Annotated in this window: 18 protein-coding genes; 15 read left to right on the forward strand and 3 right to left on the reverse strand. The window is 59.1% G+C overall.

Going from position 1 to position 15,022, the window contains the following annotated elements; all coding sequences use genetic code 11:
* Positions 1 to 87: 87 nt before the first annotated feature.
* From sctS to D3871_RS26305, 3 genes are read right to left on the reverse strand one after another with little or no spacing between them, the layout of a single operon-like run.
* Positions 88 to 348: a type III secretion system export apparatus subunit SctS gene (gene sctS, locus D3871_RS26295; protein ID WP_119772038.1), complete on the reverse strand. Its 261-nt coding sequence runs from the start codon at positions 346 to 348 to the stop codon at positions 88 to 90.
* Between the two features lie 18 nt (positions 349 to 366).
* Entirely contained in the window at positions 367 to 1,500 is a 1,134-nt protein-coding gene (locus tag D3871_RS26300; RefSeq protein ID WP_119772039.1) for an HrpJ domain-containing protein, read from the reverse strand.
* Between the two features lie 30 nt (positions 1,501 to 1,530).
* On the reverse strand, positions 1,531 to 1,734 hold the full coding sequence (locus D3871_RS26305; protein WP_119772040.1) for a hypothetical protein: 204 nt from the start codon (positions 1,732 to 1,734) through the stop codon (positions 1,531 to 1,533).
* A gap of 220 nt (positions 1,735 to 1,954) precedes the next feature.
* Here D3871_RS26305 and D3871_RS26310 point away from each other — a divergent pair, with 220 nt between their 5' ends.
* From D3871_RS26310 to D3871_RS26380, 15 genes are all read left to right on the forward strand, one after another.
* Positions 1,955 to 2,197: a hypothetical protein gene (locus D3871_RS26310; RefSeq protein WP_119772041.1), complete on the forward strand. Its 243-nt coding sequence runs from the start codon at positions 1,955 to 1,957 to the stop codon at positions 2,195 to 2,197.
* 46 nt (positions 2,198 to 2,243) lie between these two features.
* Positions 2,244 to 2,429, forward strand: a complete 186-nt coding sequence (locus tag D3871_RS26315) for a hypothetical protein (protein WP_119772042.1) — start codon at positions 2,244 to 2,246, stop codon at positions 2,427 to 2,429.
* A 16-nt stretch (positions 2,430 to 2,445) separates the two neighbouring features.
* Positions 2,446 to 2,634 (forward strand): hypothetical protein, encoded by a 189-nt coding sequence (locus tag D3871_RS26320; RefSeq protein ID WP_147376915.1) that lies wholly within the window; start codon positions 2,446 to 2,448, stop codon positions 2,632 to 2,634.
* Positions 2,635 to 2,728: 94 nt separating this feature from the next.
* Positions 2,729 to 2,905, forward strand: a complete 177-nt coding sequence (locus D3871_RS30405) for a hypothetical protein (RefSeq protein ID WP_158598071.1) — start codon at positions 2,729 to 2,731, stop codon at positions 2,903 to 2,905.
* An 88-nt stretch (positions 2,906 to 2,993) separates the two neighbouring features.
* Positions 2,994 to 3,398: an EscI/YscI/HrpB family type III secretion system inner rod protein gene (locus tag D3871_RS26325; RefSeq protein ID WP_158598072.1), complete on the forward strand. Its 405-nt coding sequence runs from the start codon at positions 2,994 to 2,996 to the stop codon at positions 3,396 to 3,398.
* Positions 3,395 to 4,165: a type III secretion system inner membrane ring lipoprotein SctJ gene (sctJ, locus tag D3871_RS26330; RefSeq protein ID WP_199724934.1), complete on the forward strand. Its 771-nt coding sequence runs from the start codon at positions 3,395 to 3,397 to the stop codon at positions 4,163 to 4,165. Before D3871_RS26325 ends, sctJ begins: the two co-directional genes overlap by 4 nt.
* 38 nt (positions 4,166 to 4,203) lie before the next feature.
* Positions 4,204 to 4,872, forward strand: coding sequence for a hypothetical protein (locus D3871_RS26335; RefSeq protein WP_119772045.1), 669 nt, complete (start codon positions 4,204 to 4,206; stop codon positions 4,870 to 4,872).
* Positions 4,873 to 4,953: 81 nt separating this feature from the next.
* On the forward strand, positions 4,954 to 5,610 hold the full coding sequence (locus tag D3871_RS26340; RefSeq protein ID WP_158598073.1) for an HrpE/YscL family type III secretion apparatus protein: 657 nt from the start codon (positions 4,954 to 4,956) through the stop codon (positions 5,608 to 5,610).
* 531 nt (positions 5,611 to 6,141) lie between these two features.
* Positions 6,142 to 6,639 (forward strand): CesT family type III secretion system chaperone, encoded by a 498-nt coding sequence (locus D3871_RS26350; RefSeq protein WP_119772048.1) that lies wholly within the window; start codon positions 6,142 to 6,144, stop codon positions 6,637 to 6,639.
* Between the two features lie 148 nt (positions 6,640 to 6,787).
* Positions 6,788 to 7,330, forward strand: a complete 543-nt coding sequence (locus D3871_RS26355; protein ID WP_119772049.1) for a hypothetical protein — start codon at positions 6,788 to 6,790, stop codon at positions 7,328 to 7,330.
* A gap of 298 nt (positions 7,331 to 7,628) precedes the next feature.
* Positions 7,629 to 8,168: an RNA polymerase sigma factor gene (locus D3871_RS26360; RefSeq protein ID WP_158598074.1), complete on the forward strand. Its 540-nt coding sequence runs from the start codon at positions 7,629 to 7,631 to the stop codon at positions 8,166 to 8,168.
* Between the two features lie 146 nt (positions 8,169 to 8,314).
* Complete coding sequence (gene sctV / locus D3871_RS26365; protein WP_147376916.1) at positions 8,315 to 10,465, forward strand: type III secretion system export apparatus subunit SctV; 2,151 nt, start codon at positions 8,315 to 8,317, stop codon at positions 10,463 to 10,465.
* Positions 10,466 to 10,658: 193 nt separating this feature from the next.
* A complete protein-coding gene (sctC, locus tag D3871_RS26370; RefSeq protein WP_119772052.1) occupies positions 10,659 to 12,539 on the forward strand; it encodes a type III secretion system outer membrane ring subunit SctC in 1,881 nt (626 codons plus the stop codon).
* Between the two features lie 55 nt (positions 12,540 to 12,594).
* Positions 12,595 to 13,650 carry an FHA domain-containing protein gene (locus tag D3871_RS26375; RefSeq protein WP_119772053.1) on the forward strand — a complete coding sequence of 352 codons (1,056 nt, stop codon included), beginning with the start codon at positions 12,595 to 12,597 and terminating at the stop codon, positions 13,648 to 13,650.
* Complete coding sequence (locus tag D3871_RS26380; RefSeq protein WP_119772054.1) at positions 13,644 to 15,014, forward strand: FliI/YscN family ATPase; 1,371 nt, start codon at positions 13,644 to 13,646, stop codon at positions 15,012 to 15,014. Before D3871_RS26375 ends, D3871_RS26380 begins: the two co-directional genes overlap by 7 nt.
* Positions 15,015 to 15,022: the final 8 nt, after the last annotated feature.

Genomic DNA, 15,022 nt, shown 5'->3' on the forward strand with positions numbered 1-15,022 from the left:
ACGACGGCGAAGCCCAGACCACCATAGCCATTCATGTGTCCCACCCACATGTCCGTTCGCAATTGCCGCAATGTGGTAAAGGTCTGTTTACCGTCCGACATTCCCTATCGCCAGAAACGCCTGATTTGTCAGGGTCACCAGTTCAGCCTGCATCCAGCGCGCGGTCAGCAGCAGCGTGACCGACACCGCCACCAGTTTGATAAAAAACGGCACCGTCTGATCCTGGATCTGGAACAGCGTCTGCACCAGGGATATGCCGACACCGACCACCGTCGCCACCACAAGCGGCGGTGCGGAAAGAAGGATGATCAGGATCAGCGCGTGCTGAAACAGGTTGATGGCTTCCATGCAGTGTTCCTTGCGTTATCATGCCGCCGGAGCGGGCGCCGCAGCCGGGCGGAAATAAGGGTTGGTGTGCGTTTCGCGTGTGGTGCGATCAGGCCACAGGGTCAGGGGAATCATGTCACGAAGGAATAGCCGGACATGGCGTTGTACCTCGGGACTGTCTGCCCGTTCCGGGCTCGTGATACTTTCGCACAAGCTTGTAAACCGTTTTGTGCCGCCGGTACTCTCCACATACCGCATCACCTCGCGCAGGAAATGGTAAGTTCCCTCCACTTCCTTGAGCGTGGGCGCGTCGAGCTTCAATCCAAGATCCTGGGCGAACGATTTCATGGAATTGATTTTACTGACTTCATTTAATGTGCGCGACCCTTGTTCCAGTCTGAAAAAATCCGCAATCGAAGTGCGCGCGGAAATATCGTCATTGATCGCTTTGCGCAAGACTTTGAGCGCCCAGTCGATTTTTGAAGCCGTAAAGGTTTGCAGCAGACGCTCAAAGGTCTCACGCAAGGATCCGCCGGACACGATGGAATCGTAGTAAAAGCGCCGCAACTGCTCCCGCTCGTTGAGTTGTTCCGTGAACGAAGCTATCGCTTGCGCAGTATTGAGTTCGCTGAGAACACGTTGCCGGCGTATCCGCCAGAGCCGCTTCAGGTGTGCTTCGATCTTTTCTCTCATCTCGTCGCCGGCGGCATCCGCCCGCAACCGCTCGCCAGCCTCCTGCAGGGCGATAAAGTTGGCGGTCGCATCCTCGTCGGAAAAAAACTGATCAAGCTCCTGGCCGCTCCGCAGTGCATCAATGATGGTCTCCGCCTGAACCTGCAGTTCGCGTTCGGCGACCGGTCCCTTCATTAACTGGTATGCACGCCGCAAGGTCCGCAACTGCATATTGAAGCGGGATGCATGCCGTGTGCCGTTCTTGGCGGAGCTTGCGACCGTCGCTGTTCTGATTTTCTCGCGATGGGAAGCAAACGCATGGAACTGCGCTGCGTCTGCGGAAAAGCCCCAGGACGGTACTTGTTGCGTCGCGGGCCGTGGCGCAACGGCCGGTGTCGCAGACTGTTGCGCTGTTTTTATTTCGGCGTTGCGCGACTGCGAGTCGGATCGTTTCCAGTCCGGCGACACCGGGGCTTGAGGAGCAAGGGCTGAAATACTCATATGAAATCCGGCCAGGCGAGTGTGCCGCGACTATTTGATGCTTTGCAGCGCGCATAAGGCAAGATCGTAGTCGACCTGATGCCTGGTTTTAAGGGCCCAAACCGCCATCAAACTACGCATGGAAAGATCAACCAGTTCCGGCATGCTTTCCGGAGTAACGGGTTCCGCGCCGGCTTCATTGAGGTCGTCGTGCGCGCTAACCATCTTGGATTCCAATAGGTGCAGTGTATTCATCGTGTTCTCCATCAAAGATAGACAGCCATTGAGTGGCCTGAAATCGCGGGGGGTTCGTTGAATGCAGGGATTTTCTTTCGTTGTGGCAAAAAAGCACAGGAAAACGGGCGCCTGATCCAAAATTATTTCTCAATGATGGAACTGCATTCATCCGCGATCCACGTAACGCATGCAAGGCAACAAATTTTGCGAGGCTTTAACTAAACAATAGGAGGTTGCAATGTTCAGGTATTCGGTAAAACGCCGCTTTGCATTCATGGAGACGACGCCGGCCGGTAATCACGGAGGTAGCCCCTCCGGCAACGGTAGCATTGACGATGCGTATAAAAAAGCGCAGGCAGCGGCTGACAATAATCTTATTCGTATGCTGCAAATTCAAACCGATAAGGTAGAGCGAGACACTACGATCGAAGGTGTGAACGCTTTGGCTAGCGCTCCCGGAAAAGTTCGCATCCCGAACTGAAAGTCCCTGGCCACGTTGGTTCTATCAATTATTTTAGGAGAAGAACATGTCTCTCGACCCGCGCTCCGTTGAGCCGCACGATTTGAATCTCTTGCCGGATCCGAACGATTCGGAAGAGGTGGCGAACAAGAAAAAAAATGCATTGGCAACAATCGAAAATTTGAAACTTCAGCGTCTGAATTTTGTGTTGGGCACTGCTATGCAGGCGCCGAAAAGTGTCCGTATTGTTTAATTTCTGGGAGATGATCATGGCATTTTTTTTACCTCTCTTAGCCGTCGTCACTGTGGCCGCAACAGGCACTCAAATAGGACTATCGATCAAGTCCGTCAAGGACAATGAAGCGATCGCTAAAAAAGATGCGAACAATCAGATCAAAGCCAATGTGCTGAATACCTACATGGAGCGACCCGGCGCGTTGATTGCCGCGCTGCGATGACGGTCCATTTCTGTTTTGGACGCACAAGGCCGCTTATCGCTGCCGGTCGGGCAGGTTCAACATGCAGCAAATGATAATTTAAAGGAGCAATACCATGTCAACAGGATCGGTCACCACCACAGCGATGAATACCGCAGCGGGAGTGCAAATGCTGGGGGTAATTGCCAACGCAGCCATTGGGATCACAAGCACGATAACCCAAACAATGATTTACAAAAACAATGTCGAGATCAAGGAGGCAACATACTACAAGATCCCGACATTGCGTTAGCGCCAATGGCCGCGAGACCATTTGCGACATGCGAACCGGTCGCCACGCGGCGCCAGGGTCTCTGCCACTGATTAAAAAGAGGAATAGCATGAGTGAACGCACATTATCCAAAATCCAGGACACCGGTACATTGATGGAACAGGTTGGCGAGGCTAACCCGAGCGGCAATAGCGCCGGATGGAGTGATGTCGCGGACTTCCACGCCGCACTGAACCACGGCGGGCAAGGCAACGCCATGACACCCGTGCATGCAGTATCTGCTCATGGCGATATCCAGTCGATGCTGTCCAGCCTGCAGTCGGTCTCCTCCCGACTGCAGACACGGAACAAGGCCATCGACAAGGCGTTGTTCAAGTCGTCCGAGTCCTACGATCCGCAGGCGATGTGGAAAGTCACTCACGAAATGTCGGAAATGTATCTCGAAGCGAGCCTTGCCACGAAAGTGATCGGCAAGGTCGAGCAAGCCGTTGAACAGCTGACGAGGCTCCAATGATGATGCTCAGCGCGCACAACATGCATCGCCTGATGCGATACCTGGCAATCGGCTTGTTCATTCTTGCGCTGGCTTCGCTGGCCGGATGCAAGGAGGACACCACCTTGTTGACTGGCTTGAACGATGCCGACGCCAACGAGGTTCTCGCCACATTGCAGGACGACGGTATCCCGGCCCACAAGAAAGTGTCGAAGGACGGAGTGTCCATTGGCATTGGCGAAGCGGATCTGTCGCGCGCCACCGCCGTGCTGAACGCAAAAGGATTGCCGCGCCGCCGCCAGACGAAACTGGGCGAAGTGTTCAAGAAAGAGGGCCTGGTGTCCAGTCCGCTGGAAGAGCGTGCGCGTTACATCTATGCTTTGTCGCAGGAACTCGAATTCACGCTCATGCAAATCGACGGCGTGATTCTGTCCCGGGTGCATGTCGTGCTGCCGGAGAAGGTGGCGCCCGGAGAGCCGGTGACGCCTTCGTCTGCCGCGGTATTCATCAAGCACGACCGCAGCCTCGATGCAGACCTGATTCTGCCGCGGATACGCCAGCTCGTCGCGCGCAGTATTCCAGGACTTGGCGTTGCGGTACAGGACAAGATTTCCGTCGTGTTCGTACAGGGAACGATGCCGGCCAAGCGCGCGGCCGATACGGCGGGCAATACCGGGCTGGTGATGCAGGTGCTGGGCATAGGCCTCATCCTGTTGATCGTCGCAGGCCTGGGCGGTCTGTATTACCGGCGCGCGGATTTACCCTTCTTGCGCAAGTCCGCTGCCTGATGGCGGTCCGCGACATTGGCTCAACATAGGTAGGCATCATGCAAATCAATGATCTGCCCGATATCGTGACCGGCGCCGCAGTCCATCCGGGTGTGGGCACGCTGCGCAACTGGTATAGCCCATGGCGGTATATCCATTCCTCGTGGCTGGGCGGTGATGGCGCGTTAGGCGCCGCGTTGCAGCGTTCCGACGTTTTGCAGCGCCGCCTTGCCTATCCAGCATGGTGCGAACGTTTTGCGCTTGCGCGTCATCCGGAAAGCATCGATGGTTCCGTCTGGTGGATGCTGGCCTTCGCCGACGATGCTGTTTTCCAGCGTGCCGACCGCCTGGTCGGTTTGGCGATGCTGTTCGCCCAGCATCGCAGCAAAAGTTTAGGATTGGGCCGCGATGCGCGGGCATGCGGGGCGAGCGGAGATGATGTGCGCTGGGCTTTGTCGCGCGCCTGTCTTATCCCGGGCGCGGTGTTCGAGCCGGACGATCTGTGCGGCGAGGAAAAAACCGGTTTTTATGGACTGGCTTCGGTGAAGCTGGCTTTGGCGGACAGCAATCCGGCACTGTTCCGGCGCATCGCCTTGCGCTATGCGACTGAACAGGTTAACAGTCCTTCCCGGACCGCGCTGGTTGCCACCGGAAGCAATGCGCATCGGGCCGCGAGAATACTTGCGCGCCTCTGGGGCGCAGCCCTGCAGCACGCCGGCGATGGCTAATACCAATCCTGACCCATAACATGACATCAGGCGATCGGTCAGCAACAATGAATGCAAACATCAACGATATGGAGGACCGGCATGAATAGTCTGGCCAGACCACTTCCGGCCGCGGCGCGGCTGCGGGGCATCGGCGTACGGCGCGGTATCGTCAAGGCCGATGAACTGGGATTGGGCGACCTTGCACAGTCGATTGTCGACGATGCTCGCGTGGAGGCGGCACGTACGATGGAAGAGGCAAGGATGCAGGCCGCCACGATGATCGAGGAAGCGCGTGCAGCGATGGCGCGTGAAAAAGAGGCGGTCGCCGAACAGGCCGAACAGGCGGTATGGCGCGAGGCGGCGGCGTATCAGTCTCAGTACGAGCGGCGCCTGGCGCTGTTTACCGAGGCGCTGGAGGAGCATGCGCTAGATGTGGTGCGCAAGGCATTTACCATGCTGTCCGCGAAACTGCCGGCGCGGGAAAAGATCCAGTCGACGGTGTGCACCCTGATGTCCGAGGCCGGCCAATTGCCGGACTGCACGCTGCACGTCAATGCGCAGGATCTCGAAGGCCTGCAAGCATCGCAAGAGGATATTCCATGGCCGTTGCAGGCGGACGCGGCACTGCGGCCGGGAGAATGCCTGCTGGTGGCTGAGCGCGGCACATGGCGCGCATCGTTCGAAGGTAGCGTGCAGGCATTGCTGGCTGCGATGCATGGCGAACAGGGCAAGGAATTGCCGGTTGCAGGAGAATAGTATGACCTTTATATCAAATACAAATTCAAGCAATGTCGATTTATCGACTAGCCCGCATACAGGAGGCAGTCGCAATTCTGTACCAAACCAATCTCCCTCGACGTCGAGCGAAGGGCTCGAAGGTACGGATATTCTCCCCGCGCCGGGCGGACCTCGTCCCAAGGTGTCGACGACTGCACAGCTGAACGGGTCGCACCGGTCGAGAACAGGATCTATGAGTTCCCTGCGGACGATCTCACGCCGATCGTCAATCGCCAATTTGGCTGTTGAGTCAGTTACGGAAGATCACTTGCAGCCGATCTCGCCTCTCAAGGAGGGCTCTGACGATCTGCAAGAAAAGCCCGACTCGACAGCAAAGGTGTTGCATTTGTCTGACGATATGAGCCCCAACCATCCGAGGTCCAGATTGATAGACGCTTTGTTGAGCGCCTTGCACAGCATTAAAAGCGCGGCGGATAGCTTGATGAATGGCGTTAATTCTGGAATCAGATATTGATATATCAGTAAGCAACTTTATTCAAAGGAACAAACGTGAACCAAGGACAATTTACACGACTGGTGGAAGAATTCTGCAAACACTGCGGTTTGCCGGAACCGGAACGCATCCTGCATGGCGGGCCGATCGCGGTCAACGATATTGTCTTCTCGCTGATCTACAGCGAAGAAGTGAATCCCGATGCGATCTTCGCTTATGCCGATTTCGGCGAGGCGCCGCGCGGCAGCGAAACGGATGTCTTCCGCACACTGCTCGAAACCAATCTGTCGCTCTATGATGGCAAGGGACCGACGTTCGCCATCTCGCCCGAGACGGGGCGCGTCGTGCTCTCCGCCTGCTATGTGATCGCCGATACGCCGCCCGATGAATTGCGCAAGCATCTGGTCAAGATGGCGGAGCAGGCAAAGGCATGGCGTGCTGATCCGCTGTTTGGTTCGAGCAAGCAGGATGCACAGCGGCCGCGCCCGAGCGCGACGGCTTTTCAACGCCCGGGCAAGCGGTTGTCGGGGAAGGAACATGTGCGCCTACGTTAGCCGCGGTGCGGGAGTTGAATCCCATTATTCCGCATCGTCTGACGTTGAACATAGCGACGTCAGATTTCCATTGACTAATGCGAACCAGCCGTATTCGAGCGAGTTGGCTTCGAACATAGCGGCGTGGCGTGCAAGAGCGCTTGCAGCAATGAATGAAAGTCCGGCAACCGCGAAAATCACCCACGCCGACAGAAATACACCCCACCCCTTCGCGGCGTTCGCTTCGGATTTGGCGCAGCAAATAACGGACTTCGGCGTTCAGTATCCCAAACACCGATCAACGGCGGCGAGGCTACTTGGTACTCCTCGCTTTAATTTCTCGCTTTCAAAGTATCTCAAGCAAACAGCACAGGGAAATATCCACGCCGGACGGAAAAGTTTGGACAGCGTGGCCGGCTCGATCGATAGCTCTACGGACGTCGTTATCGTTGTGTCGCCTGCAGGTGACGTCCTCGGGGTATTTACCAAGGAAGACGGCAAATGGATCATGCGCAATGCTGGCGACGCCCCGAATGAGCCAGGTGTACTGTGCAAGCCGAGTGACTTTCTGAGGCGGTCTAGTCCTCCCAATTCTTATGGATTACGTATCAACGTAATAGAAGGCATTCGTGTCGCTGCGGTTCAGGTGAGGGAGCCCGACGAGGGAAGCGAGAGCAACCAGAAAACACTGCCCTTCCTTGCACGTCTGTAGACGCGTCAGAACACGAAGAAATGCGTGATCTGGACGGCGCACAAAAAAACAAACGAAAAATTCCTTTGACGTGCCGTGTCAACCGCACACACTTCCCCGGCCCGCGCGCCTCTCTTTAATAACTTGAATGGAATTTTAAAAACTTAAAGAGGCGCAAAAGCCCTCCAACAATCAACGAAGAAGAAAAACTCTTTTAAATTCAATCGCTTGGAATAAAAAACGCAGGTGGCACACGGCTTGCCATAAGGACGACACGAACCTCGATGTTTTCCCTGATCCGCTGTGTATGGAGCCACCTATGCAAATCTCTACCGATGAAATTTCGCAAATCAACGTAACGTTTGATTTGAAGGCGCTGGAAGAACTGGTGTCCGTTCATGGCCGCCGACTGCATAACTTTGTTCGCCGCCGGATCGGGAACATGCAGGATGTCGAAGACATCGTGCAGGACACCTTGCTGGAGGCAGTGCGCTGCCGCGAGAATTTTCGCCATCAATCCCGTCCCGAGACCTGGTTGTTCGGTATCGCGGCCAATCTCATTCGCAATCATTACAAGCGCGCCCGGGCGCACGATATCTTCGACGAGCTGGAGGAAGAAGCGCATATCGAGGAAGTCGGACGCAGTCCGGCGGAAACCTTCGAGACCATCCAGTTGATGGAACGTGTTTCCGAGGTGATCGACGGTTTGTCCAATGAAGTACGCAGCGTGTTCGGCCTGGTGTTCGACGAACAGATGACGTATGAAGAGGCCGCCGCGCGTCTCGGCATCCCGGTCGGCACCGTGCGCTCCCGCATCTCGCGGGCCCGTCTGCGCCTCAAGGAACTGCAGCTTCTATAACGCGCCGGCGCGGGTCTGCATCGCCTTCGCGCCGCTCTCTCGATGATGGTTTTGATCGGTAAGCCAGCGCATCCGGTTCCTCATGGCGCGGCCGTGCACGCCGCGTCGTATCTCCATCCATTTCAATCCACTTGCCGGATCATGCAATGACTACAGATACTCTTGAGCGGTTCACGCCGCAGAAGCTGAAAACGTCGGCGATCTCGATTGGCGCCGCGGTGGCCAAGGTCGAGATTTTCGTCGCGCTGGCCGTCATCGGCATCGTGTTCCTGCTTATCCTGCCGATCCCCACCGCCATGCTGGACATGCTGATCGCCGTCAACCTGTTCATTTCCGGTTTTTTGGTGGTGCTGTCGCTGTATGTGGCGGGCATTACTGCATTTGCGACCTTTCCGACGATTCTGCTGCTTACCACGCTGTTCCGGCTGGGCATCTCGGTTGCGACCACGCGCTCTATTCTGTTGCACGGCGAAAGCGGGGCCATCGTGGAAACCTTCGGCGAGTTCGTGGTCGGTGGCAATCTGGTGGTCGGCATGGTGGTGTTCCTGATCGTGACCGCGGTGCAGTTCATCGTGCTGACCAAGGGCGCGGAACGCGTGGCCGAAGTATCGGCCCGCTTTTCGCTGGACGCGTTGCCGGCCAAGCAGCTGGCAATCGAAGGCGAGCTGCGCGCGAACCTGATCGATCAGGCCGAAGCCAAGCGCCAGCGTGGTCTGCTCGATACCGAAAGCCAGCTGCTCGGTGCGATGGACGGTGCGATGAAATTCGTCAAGGGCGATGCGATCGCCGGCCTGATGATCGTCGCCATCAATCTGCTGGGCGGCTTGACCATCGGCGTGATGGGACGCGGCCTGAGCATGTCCGAGGCAATGCGTCACTACTCGGTGCTGACCATCGGCGACGGCCTGGTCGCGCAGATTCCCGCGCTGCTCATTTCGATGACGGCAGCGATCCTGATCACGCGCGGTACCCAGAAAGGCGGCGGCAAAAAAGGCAACTTCGGCGGCGAACTGTCGGCCCAACTCTTCGCCTATCCCAAGGCCCTGGGCACGGTATCGGCGGTGATGGTGCTGTTCGCGCTGATTCCCGGCATGCCCAGTGTGATGTTTGGCGCACTGGCATTGATTTCCGGCGGAGGCGCCTATTACGCGTCACGCCGCGAAAAGACCGAGGAGACGACCGGCGAAAAAGGCGACAAGCGCAAACAGGAAGCGCAGGTCGTGCACGAGTTCAATCAAATGGATTCGTTGCAGGTCGCATTGCCCGCGAAGTTCGAGAATGATCCATCGATGCAAACCTTGATCAACACCGTCAACAACGTGCGCAACAAGTTGGTCACGGGGCTGGGCATGACGCTGCCGGTTGTGGTCTTCAAGTACGAAGGCGGGCTGGCCGACGATGCAATGGAATTTCGCGTCTATGAAGTGCCGATGCTGCGCGCGCAGATCGCCCTGGACAAGGTTGGTGTGATTGGCCGTTTTGCCGAGAAGGCTGCAGCCATCCCCGGCAGCATTATCGAGCCGGGGGGCGGCATGGGCGGCGTGGATATCGTCTGGGTGCCTCGTGACGCGGCGGCGTCCGATCCCGATGTTCAATCGGTCGCCGTCGAATGGGAATCCCAGATCTACGGCCGCGTCGAACAAAAGCTCTTGCGCTACGGGCCGCGTTTTACCGGCGTGCAGGCAGCGCAGAAGTTCCTGAGCTGGATGGAAGAATGGATGCCCGAACTGGCGAAGGAATTGCAGAAGGCGGTGCCGGCGTCGAAGTACGCGGACGTGCTTCAGCGGCTGTTGCGCGAGAACATCTCGGTGCGCAATATGCGCCTGATCATGGAAACGCTGGCCGATTACGGTCAGCGTGAGCGCGATACCGCTGCCTTGACGGAGTTTGTCCGCTTCGCGCTGCGCGAACAGATTTGCCACCAGCTCGCGTCCGACGGCGAGTTGCAGGCCTACGTGCTGGAACCGGAGCTGGAAGAACACCTCAGTTCGAATATCCGCCAGGCGGCGGGCGGCGGCTTCCTGGCGCTCAGCCCGCAAGCCACCAACCAGATCATTGCGGCGATACGCGATGCGGTCACCGAATTCCAGCCCAAGGGCCGCACGCCGGTACTGGTTTGTGCGCAGGATGTCCGTCGCTATCTGCGCACCATGCTGGAGCCGGAATTCCCGGAAGTGACGATTCTTGCCGTCACCGAGCTGACACCCGAAGTCAGGGTCAACGTCATCACCACCATCGCGCTGCCGGATGAAGAGAACCGGGAAGACGACTTCAACGACTGGGGTGACGACAGTTGAGCCATGGCGCTGCCACCGGTGCACGACACAAGGCGGCACGACCTTTCGGAAACGCAATGAAGAAATGCCATTTCAATTTGAATATGAAAATTCTTGTTTAAAAACAGTGGCATAGGAATTCTGCGTGGGGTGGCACGACGCCTGCTAACTGGTGCAGTTACTGCGTACGTGGAATGAAAACAGGAGAGTGTTCATGTGGAGGGATGCCAGACACAGGTTGAGCCGGCTATGCGCGTTGGTTGCGCTGGCGCTCGCCCCGCTCGCCGCGTTGTGCGCGTCTCCAGCCCACTGGAAGGATGTCGGCTACAGCTATAACGCCAACAGGACGCCGCTGAGCCGGCTGCTGGCCGAGTTTGCGCAAAGCCATGGCGCTGAACTGAAACTGTCGGCCCGGGTGAGCGGTACGGTCAATGGCCGACTCCAGGGTGCGACGGTGCTCGAGTTTTTGGAGCGGCTGACATCGATGCAGCGCCTGCAGTGGTTTTTTTATAACAACACCCTGTATGTCAGCCCGGTGTCCGATGCCGTGTTTGAACGCATCGCGCTGACGGAAAACACTGTGTCCGATGCCAAGGCGGCCCTGGTCGGCCTGGGGCTGTTCGAGCCGAAATTCGGTTGGGGCGAACTGCCGGAAGAGCGGGTGGTCGCCATCTCAGGCCCGAGCGAATATTTACGTCTCGTCAAGCAGGTGATCCAGTCCGGCTCCGGGGCGAAGGAAGATCCGGAAGCCATGGTGTTTCGCCTGAGGTATGCGGCGGTCGAGGACCGGCAGGTCACGATACGCGACAAGGTGACCGTCACGCCCGGCGTGGCCACGCTGCTCAAGAACATGCTGTCCTCCCGTCAGGGCAACACGGGTCACACCGGGCTGTCGTCGCAGGCCGCGCCGTCGATGTCGGCCAATCCGTCGCGCGCCGAATCGACAATGCCGATGCCGAACAATCTGCCGCTGCCTGGCCTGACCGGCATGAATGCCTTGCCGGGTTTCATGCCGCCGCCGGCAGAGCAGGCCAGAAGTTTCGGTTCGCATGCATCGGGCAAGCCCTTGCGCGCCACGCAGGTGGAGGGCGATGTGCGCACCAATTCGATCGTGATCTGGGATAGCCCGAGCAAGCGCAATTACTATCAGCGCCTGATCGATGCGCTCGACGTGGAGCAGAACCTGGTGGAAATCGAAGCGCTGATCGTGGATATCAGCCAGGACCGGCTGAAGGAAATCGGTGCGGAATTCACCGTCGGCGGGACCAAGAACAGCCTGAGCATCGGCGCCGCCGGCGCCTTTGCGCGGCGCGGCCTCGCAGGCGGCACGCTGGTGCTGCAAAGCCTCGATCATTTCTTTGCACAGTTGCAGCTGCTCGAAGGGCAAGGAGAAGCCCGCATACTCGCCAAGCCCAGCGTGCTGACGCTGGAGAACCTGGTGGCGGTACTGGACTTGAGCCAGACCGTGTACCTGAAATCCACGGGAGAGCGCGTGGCCAGCGTGACCCCGGTGACCGCTGGAACGATGCTGCGCGTGATACCGCGCGTGATCGAAGAAAAGAACGGGCCGCGCGTCCATCTGACGGTCGATATCGAGGATGGAAAGATCACCGAGCGGGTCGCGGTCGATTCGCCGGAAGTGCAGCGCAGCACGATCAGTACGCAAGCCATCCTGGAGAACCAGGCCTCGCTGGTCATCGGCGGCTACAACTCCGACTCGTCGGCGCAGCGCGTACAGGAAGTGCCCGGGCTGTCCAAGGTGCCGCTGTTGGGTGCGCTGTTCTCGAGCAACCACACGAGCAGCCAGACCAAGCAGCGGCTGTTCATCATCACGCCGCGCCTGGTACGGCCGGGGGCGGCGCCTGTCGCCGGCCTGCCTGCGGCTGTGCCCGCTAACCCGCCTGCTGCGGCGTCTAGTGTGCCGCCGAGCGTGCCGCCTGGCGCGGCCGACACGATCCCGCAAGACATGATGACGCTGCGCCGGCCTGTGGTAGCACGCCTACCCGATCTGCCAGCACCGACGCAAATGCAAACGCCGGCGCAGACACGTAACGTGGAAACGATACCGGCAGACCTGATGAGATTGCGGCGATAAACGATGATTCTGCCGGGGATGCGTCCTGCATGTCCGGCACACGGATGAGGATTTAATGGAACTACGGATGCTGTCGGGCTTGCATCGCGGCGCGGTGCTCGAACTCGATGACGAAGAACTGGCGCTGGGCGCCTCGGACAATGCCGACGTCATCGTCGTTGATCCGGGCGTGGCGCCATTGCATCTGCAGATACGGAAGGAAAACGACGGCCATGTCCTGGTGCCGGGGGGCGGCGTGGTGCTCTCTGAAGATGGCTGGCCGGTCGCGCAGCCGGTGCGGCTCGCGCCCGGTATGCGGTTCAGCCTGGGGGGAATCTGGATCGGCTTTTACGAAGCAGATGCCGCCTGGGAAGCGCCGCCTGCGGAGCCGCTGCGCGTACCCGATACTCCGTTCGGTGATGTTCCGCCGGCGCCTGACATGGCAGGAGCCGATTCGACACGTGCGGTGCCGGCGGCGGATCAGAATGCTCCTCAAGGCATACCGCTGCAGCGGCGCGTGAAGCGACCGACCGTCATGATCGCCGTTGTCTTGTTTCTGGCGCCGCTGCTGATCTGGATCGCCACGGCGGCGCATGCACGCTTTGGCGGCGAGGAGTTGAATGTGAAAAAGGCAGGCAAACCTAGCGGCTCGACTTCCAGGATCGACAATGGGACTGTCCTGGGAAAGCCATCGCGGACCGCAAGCGTTGCGCCGTCGGCCAAGCCCGAGCCGCGCATTCCGATCGAGCAGCTGCTGGCGCAATTCAAACAGCAGCTGGCGCAGCGCGAACTGCTCGACCGCGTCGATCTGATTATGGGCGACACCCTGACCTCCGGCTGGGAAGCGCGCGGCGCGCTCGACGCCGAGGAAGAAGGACGTCTGACGCGACTGATCAACAGCTTCTCGGAAATGCACCGCCTGCCGTTCATGATCCGGGTCAAGGTGGTGCCGCTCAAGGACATGCTGCCATTTCAGATTGTCGAAGTCACCAGCGGCAGCTATGCCAACATCGTGACCGATAGCGGAGAAAGACTGTTCGTCGGCGATACCTTGCAGGACTACCGGCTGGTAGCGATCGCTCCCACGAAAATCGTATTTGCCGGCAAACGCCGCATCGAATTGCCATGGTAAGCCGCTCGAAAAAAATCAATCTTCCGGCGTATCCGCGCCGTGCCGCCGATCGGCTGGTGCAGGTCGCGGCGCGGCTGGAATCGGTATCGCTTGTCGAGTCCTACGGGCAGGTGGCACGCGTGGTCGGACCGCTGGTGGAAGCCGTCATCCCGCACGTCAAGATCGGCGAAATGTGCGAGATCGGCCTTGCTTCCGGCGCTACTGTTCTGTGCGAGACCATAGGCTTCAACGATCATCGCGCGATTCTCTCCCCGTTTTCGGGGCTCGACGGTGTCGGCCCCGGTCTGCGGGTGCGGCCGCTGGCGCGCAAGCACGGGCTGGTGGTCGGCGCGCATCTGCTGGGGCAGGTGCTCGACGGTTTCGGCAATCCGATCGGCGAGATGCCGTTGCCCGGCGACGACGCAGTCGAGGTGCCGGTGCGTGGCGGCGGGCCGGCGATGGGGGACCGGATTCCGATCGACACGCCGTTCCAGACCGGCGTGCGGCCGATCGACGGTTTGCTTACGCTGGGCAAGGGACAGCGGGTGGGCGTGTTTGCCGGTCCCGGTTGCGGCAAATCGACCCTGATGACAGCCATTGCCGCCAATGCCGATGTCGACGTGGTGGTGTTCGCACTGATCGGCGAACGCGGCCGGGAACTGGCCGAGATCGTTCACGAACTGCGCGAATCGGGACTGGCGCGCCGTACCGTGGTGGTTGGCGCGACGTCCGACCGTGCCGCCGCCGAACGCACGCGGGCTGCCTATACCGCCACCGCCGTGGCCGAAGGCTTTCGCGACCAGGGCAAGCATGTGCTGCTGCTGGTCGATTCGCTGACCCGTTTTGCGCGGGCGGTGCGGGAAACGAGTATCGCGTCGGGCGAGCCGATCGGGCGCAACGGCGTACCGGCGTCGGTCTACGCCGAACTGCCGCGCCTGGTCGAGCGTGCGGGCAATACCCGTCATGGCGCGATTTCCGGCATGTACATGGTGCTGGTGGAAGGCACGGTGCAGGAAGACCCGATCGCCGACGAGGTGCGTTCGCTGATCGACGGGCACATACTGCTGACGCGCTCGCTGGCCGAGCGCGGCGTGTTCCCCGCCATCAGCATTCTGGAAAGCCTGAGCCGGATCATGCCGAGCATCGTGGAGAGCGATCACCAGCGCGCGGTGCATAGGCTGCGCAGGTTGCTGTCGAAATACCAGGACATCGAGCTGCTGCTCAAGCTGGGCGAAATCAAGTCCGGCGTGGACAAGGAAACCGACCAGGCGGTCGCCGCCTATGACGAAATCATGGCTTACCTGCAGCAGGACATCCGCAAGCCGGTCAGCTTCCGCGATAGCGTGCAGGCGGCCATTGCGCTGGCGCGCAAGTATCCGGCCTGAGGGAGAAC

The sequence above is a fragment of the Noviherbaspirillum saxi genome (assembly GCF_003591035.1).
Lineage (GTDB): Bacteria > Pseudomonadota > Gammaproteobacteria > Burkholderiales > Burkholderiaceae_D > Noviherbaspirillum > Noviherbaspirillum saxi.